Genomic DNA, 4740 nt, shown 5'->3' on the forward strand with positions numbered 1-4740 from the left:
GTGAAGACGATGCTGCCGGGCGGCGCGATCACCCTGCACGAGCACCCGTCGGACCCGATCGCGCTGACCGCGTACGAGGTCTACGAGAAGAAGGCCGACGACGACGTCGACTACGCCAGGCGGTCGCTGCGCGGCGCCTCCTTCGACCGGCACGCGGGCAACTGGGAGTCGCTGGTCTCCCCCGACGGCCGCTATCTGGCGGGGCGGCAGAAGGACTACACCTCGCAGGGCTACGACTCCGTGCTGATCAACGACAGGACGATGGGGTCGAGCTTCCGGGTCATGACCGTGCGCAAGCCGCTGATCAGCACCATCCGCTCCTGGTCGAGAGACAGCTCCAGGCTCCTGCTCAACATCGACAAGAAGGTCAAGGGCGACGACGGCAAGGACGAGTGGATCTCCCTCGGGTTCGCCGTCGTGGACGTGGCGCGGGGCAAGGCGGACGTCGTCGAGGTGGCCGACGAGTCGATCCGCGGCTCCGACTTCGGCTGGGACGCCACCGACACGGGCGTGGTCATCGAGTACGGCGACGACGACGGGTTGCGCCTCTTCGACCGCTCCGGCAAGCGCGTACGCGACCTGCCGGGGGTCGGCTCGACCGCGTCGGGCACCACGGACCTGTTCTCCCCTTCCGGCGCCATGCTCGTGACCGACTGCCCCGAGAGCGACGGCGGTGACCACTGCCTGTGGGACACCCGTACCGGGGCGCAGGTGCGCGCGTTCACCTCCGACTGCGACAAGGTGCTCGGCTGGTACGACGAGTCGCACCTGTTCTGCTGGGAGCTGGACAACTCCTCGCTCGACGAGGTGCGGGTGGTGGACTTCGACGGCAAGCTGGTCCGTACGCTGCTCCAGGTGCCGGAGAAGCTCGACTTCACCCCGCAGTTCACCGTCAGGCCGGCCGGCTCCTGAGGCCGGTCAGCCGCCGCCCGGCCGGCCGAGCCGCAGCAGCAGGTCCTTGACCTGCGTGGCCTCGTAGCGTTCCCTGGCCTCGGCGGGGTCGGAGCAGAGCAGGACGGGCGCGTCCGCGGCGCCCGCGGGCAGCAGCCCGTGCGAGCCGCGCACGGCCCTGGCGCCGGCGTCGAGGCCGACGACGTTCATCAGGTAGCGCAGGCCCAGTTTCTTGCGCAGCAGCGCCACAGCGGCGCGGCGCTTGGCCGCCGCCGGGGCGGCCGGGTCGAAGAAGAGTTCGGCGGGGTCGTAGCCGGGTTTGCGGTGGATCTCGACCAGGCGGGCGAAGTCGGGGGCGCGGGCGTCGTCCAGCCAGTAGTAGTAGGTGAACCAGGCGTCGCGGTCGGCGAGCAGCACCAGCTCGCCCGAACGCGGATGGTCCAGGTCGTGCGCGGCCTTGCCACCGGCGTCGAGCACGGTGGCGACGCCGCCGATCGAGGCGCACAGCTTGGCGACGGCGGGCACGTCGGCGGGGTCGCGGACATAGACGTGCGCGATCTGGTGGTCGGCGACGGCGAACGCCCGCGACGTCCACGGGTCGAGGTACTCCATGCCGTCCTGGGTGTGCACGCGCAGCAGGCCTTCGACGCGCAGGGCGCGGTTGACGTCCACGGGGCGGGAGACGTCGGTGATGCCGTACTCCGACAGCACCACCACGGTCCGCTCCCCGGCGGCGTCCAGCAGCGGCGCCAGCACGCCGTCCAGCTCGGCGGCCGCGGCGGCGCAGCGCGGGTCGCCGGGACCGTAGCGCTGCAGGTCGTAGTCGAGGTGCGGCAGGTAGGCGAGGGTGAGGTCGGGGTCGCGGGTGGTCATGATGTGCCGGGTGGCGCCGGCGATCCATCGCGAGGAGGGCAGGCCGGCGCCCGGCCCCCAGTAGCTGAACAGGGGGAACGTGCCGAGCTCGGCGGTGAGTTCGTCGTGCAGCTCGGGCGGGTCGGTGTAGCAGTCGGGGTCCTTGCGGCCGTCGGCGCGGTAGATGGGCCTCGGGGTGACGGTCCAATCGACGTCGGCGCCCATGGCGTACCACCAGCACACGTTGGCGACCGTGTACCCGGGCCCGGCGGCGTGCCACAGCTTCTCCCCGCCGACCAGGGCGTTGTGCTGGCGCCAGAGCAGCACCTCGCCGAGGTCGCGGAAGTACCAGCCGTTGCCGACGATCCCGTGTCCGGACGGGGGCAGCCCGGTGAGGAACGTGGACTGGACCGAGCAGGTGACGGCGGGCAGCACGGTGCCGAGCTCCGCCTGGAAGCCCTGGGCGGCGACGGCGCGCAGGCGGGGCATGTGCGCGAGCAGCCGAGGGGTGAGCCCGACCACGTCCAGGACCAGCAGTTTCGTCATCCGGTCACTCCCAGCTCACGCAGCTCGGTACGGGCGAATTCCAGCTCGGCGGCGATGCCGGCGGCGAGGTCCGCGGCGGTCGCCGGGCGCAGGGCGGGCGGCAGCACGCTCCAGGTGTAGGTCTCGACGTCGTAGTGGTCGCACAGGGGCTCCGGCCCGCCGGCCAGCTCGGTCAGGGCCTCGCGCAGCACGGGGATGGTGGTGGTCAGCGGCGGGGCGGGGTCGGCGTGCAGCGGCACGTGGTAGTGGACCCGCCACGGCGCAGGCAGGCCGCGCTCCAGCGCCTCGTCGAGGTCGTCGGCCGCGTCGCCGGCCGGGGTGCGGGTCTGGTGCAGGAAGCGTGGCTCGGCGTACTCGCGCAGGGCCTCCGGGTGGGTGGTCTCCAGGGCGGCGGACAGCTGCACCTTGACGATGGGCAGGCCGGCCGCGCGCAGCGCCTTCAGCGCGGCGGACGGCTGCTCCCAGGCGCAGGCCAGGTGGGCCAGGTCGAGGCAGAGGCCGAGCCGTTCTGTGTCGGCGCCGGCCAGGTGCGCGATGGCCTGAGCGGTGGTCTCGACGACGCAGCCCGGTTCTGGTTCGAAGCCGACGCGGACGGTCCTGCCGGTTTCGGACTCGATGCCGGCCAGGCCGGCGGCCAGCTCGTCCAGGTGGCGGGCGGCCGCGTCCGCCATGGCGGCGTTCCACGGCTCGCGCCAGGCGAGCGGCAGGGTGGAGACCGAGCCGCGGGCGGCGTCGTCGGGCAGCAGGCCGGCCAGCACGCGGGCCAGGTCAAGGGTGTAGGCGAGCCGGTCGGAGGTGGTCCAGTCGGGGTGGTAGACGGCCTGCTTGACGACCGGGTCGTGGAAGGAGCGGTACGGGAAGCCGTTCAGCGTCACGACCTCCATGCCCCTGACGTCGAGCTCGCGGCGGAGGCGGCGGAGCGGCGCCGGGTCCGCGGCCAGCTCGGCGGCGACCGGCGCGGCCAGCCACAGGCCGAGCCCCAGCACGCCGGTGCCGAGCGCGGCCCTGATGGGGACGGCGTAGGCGTCGAGCTGGGCGATGATGCCGCCGAGGTCCTCGGCCGGGTGCACGTTGGTGCAGTAGCCGAGGTGCAGTGGTGTCCCCGAGGGGTGCCGCAGGCGCATCACTCGCCGCCGCGCCTGATCGAGCTGCCAGCGAACGTCGGCCCGGCGAACGTCGGCTCGGCGCCGGTGAGGCCGGTCAGGTCGAGCCGTCCTGACTGGGCGTAGAACTCGACGGGGTTGCGCCACATCACCCGGTCCACGTCCTCGTCGCCGAACCCGGCCGCCAGCATCGCCCTGGCGGTCTCCAGCGTCAGCAGCGGGTCGGAGACGCCCCAGTCGGCGGCCGAGTTGATCAGCACGCGTTCGGTGCCGTACCGGCGCAGGATCTCCACCATGCGCGGCGGCGACATCTTCGTCTCGGGGTAGATCGAGAAGCCCATCCAGCAGCCGGTGCCGCTGACGAGCCCGACGGTGACCTCGTTGAGGTGGTCGACGGCCACCCGTCCGGGGTCGATGCCCGAGGCGGCCACCAGTTCCAGGGTGCGCCGGGTGCCGCGGGCCTTGTCGCGGTGCGGGGTGTGCACGAGCGCCGGGAGTTCGTGCTCGATCGCCAGGGCGAGCTGGCGTTCGAACGCGTCGTCCTCCTCGGGGGTCATGGAGTCGTAGCCGATCTCGCCGACCGCGACCACGCGGTCCTTGTCCAGGTAGCGGGGCAGCAGGTCCAGCACGGGGACGCAGCGCGGGTCGCCGGCCTCCTTGGGGTTGAGCGCGATCGTGGCGTGGTGCACGACGCCGAACTGCGCCGCCCGGTACGGCTCCCAGCCGAGCAGCGAGTCGAAGTAGTCGGTGAACGAGCCCGGGTTCGTCCTGGGCTGGCCGAGCCAGAACGACGGCTCCACCACGGCCAGCACCCCGGCGGCGGCCATGCGCGCGTAGTCGTCGGTGGTGCGCGATGTCATGTGGATGTGCGGGTCGAAGATGCGCATCAGGTCTCCTCGCTGGTGATCCGGCGGAGCAGGGCCGAGGCGTCCGGTGGCATGGGGCGGCCGGCGGCTTCGCGTTCCTCGGCGAAGGCGGCCAGCATCGCGGCCAGCTCCGCGTCGGCCCGCTCGTCCAGCCGGTCCACGGCGTCGAGCGGGACGCCGGTGAACACGCACTTGAGCACCGCCTGCCGCCAGGCCGCCTGATCGAGGTGGCGGGCGTAGGGGCCGAGGGCGGCGGCGAGCAGGCGGGCGTCGTTCGTGCGCAGGGCGTCCAGCAGGAGGTGGACGGCGGCCGTGCCGATGGGGAGCAGGGGCAGGGCCTTGAGCACGGCCCGCTTCTCGTCGGCGTCGCCGTACCGGTAGAGGTCGAGCGTCTCGGGGGTGAGGCGGTCCGGCGGCAGCGCGGCCAGGAGCAGCGTGCGCGCGGCCTCGTCGGCGCTCCAGCCGGGCACGCCGGGCAGCGG

General features: G+C 73.0%; 5 protein-coding genes. 1 reads left to right on the plus strand and 4 read right to left on the minus strand.

Annotation, left to right across the window (positions count from 1 at the left end):
- On the plus strand, window positions 1–912 hold a 912-nt coding region (locus ABFX54_RS55945), incomplete at its 5' end, for a hypothetical protein (RefSeq protein WP_346115496.1).
- Between the two features lie 6 nt (window positions 913–918).
- On the opposite strand, the gene ABFX54_RS55950 is transcribed toward ABFX54_RS55945, so the two are convergent.
- The 4 genes from ABFX54_RS55950 to ABFX54_RS55965 all read right to left on the minus strand — a co-directional run.
- Complete coding sequence (locus ABFX54_RS55950) at window positions 919–2289, minus strand: alkaline phosphatase family protein (protein ID WP_346115497.1); 1371 nt, start codon at window positions 2287–2289, stop codon at window positions 919–921.
- Window positions 2286–3413 carry a metabolite traffic protein EboE gene (gene eboE, locus ABFX54_RS55955; protein ID WP_346115498.1) on the minus strand — a complete coding sequence of 376 codons (1128 nt, stop codon included), beginning with the start codon at window positions 3411–3413 and terminating at the stop codon, window positions 2286–2288. The genes ABFX54_RS55950 and eboE overlap by 4 nt, the downstream gene beginning before the upstream one ends.
- The gene (locus tag ABFX54_RS55960; RefSeq protein WP_346115499.1) at window positions 3413–4279 is read right to left on the minus strand and encodes a TatD family hydrolase; all 867 of its coding nucleotides are present in this window, start codon (window positions 4277–4279) and stop codon (window positions 3413–3415) included. Before ABFX54_RS55960 ends, eboE begins: the two co-directional genes overlap by 1 nt.
- Window positions 4279–4740, minus strand: a 462-nt coding sequence (locus tag ABFX54_RS55965; RefSeq protein WP_346115500.1) for an EboA domain-containing protein, incomplete at its 5' end; no start/stop codon positions are given. The genes ABFX54_RS55965 and ABFX54_RS55960, both read right to left, overlap by 1 nt.

Origin of the sequence: Nonomuraea maheshkhaliensis, assembly GCF_039529435.1 — a bacterium.
Classification (GTDB): Bacteria; Actinomycetota; Actinomycetes; order Streptosporangiales; family Streptosporangiaceae; genus Nonomuraea; species Nonomuraea maheshkhaliensis.